The organism is Streptosporangium oxazolinicum (assembly GCF_039537505.1).
GTDB classification, from domain to species: Bacteria; Actinomycetota; Actinomycetes; order Streptosporangiales; family Streptosporangiaceae; genus Streptosporangium; species Streptosporangium oxazolinicum.
The window spans coordinates 1-977 of record NZ_BAABAQ010000036.1; the positions used below are offsets into that span (position 1 = coordinate 1).

General features: G+C 67.1%; 1 protein-coding gene. It reads right to left on the bottom strand.

Annotated features, from left to right (window positions below; genetic code table 11):
• Positions 1-977, bottom strand: a 977-nt coding sequence (locus ABD817_RS39400; protein WP_344923570.1) for a PQQ-dependent sugar dehydrogenase, incomplete at both ends; no start/stop codon positions are given.

Sequence of the window (977 nt, forward strand, 5' to 3'; positions counted from 1 at the left end):
CTCAGGTTGGAGGTGTCCTGCGCGTAGTTGCCGTTCTGCGCGTCACCGGTGGCGGCGTACAGCTTGCCGTCCGGACCCCACCGCAGACGGCCACCATTGTGATACTTGTTACGCAGGATCCCACTGACCAGGACCTGGGCGGTAGCGGTGTTGAGCCTGTCGTTCTCCAGCTTGATCCGCACGATCCGGTTGTCACTCGGCGAGGTGTGCATGATGTACACCCAGCGGTCACTGTTGAAGGCGGGCGAGATCTCCAGGCCCATCAGGCCGCCCTCACCATCGGTGCCCGACACGTTCGGCACGGTGCCCACACTCGTCTTCACCCCGGTGGCCGGGTTGAGACGGACGATGTCGTCGGCATCACGGCGACCGTAGAGGATCGTGCCGTCGGGAAGCGTGACCAGACCCCACGGGATGTCGGTGTCGGTCGCCACCTGCGTCACCGTGCACACCGGGTTGCCGCACGCCGCACCGGTGCTCACCGTCACGGTGTTGCTGCGCGCCGAGGCGTTACCCTGCCCGTCGCGGGCCACCACGTAGTACTGATAGCCCGTGGTGCTCGCCAGCCCGCTGTCGACGAACGTGGTGACCGGCGGGGTGCCGTTGACCGTGCCGACCCTGGCGCCACCTCGGTAGACGTCATAGGCCCGCACCCCGACGTTGTCGCTCGACGCACTCCACCTCAGCGTCACCGTGGTGCCGGAGGCGGAGCCGGTGAGCTGCGCCGGGGCACTCGGCGCCTGGGTGTCGGCCTGACACTGCGGCGGAGTGATCGTCACCGTGGTACTCGCCTGCGAGACATTACCCGCGGCGTCACGCGCGTTGACATACAGGCCCCACGTCGCCCCGGCGACCACGGTGAGGCTGGTGGACAGCGTGGTGCCGCTCACCGTCTTCATCTGCTGGCCGTCGTGGTAGACGTCATAGAAGGCCACCCCCACGTTGTCCGTCGAGGCGTTCCACGAAAACGTCACCGA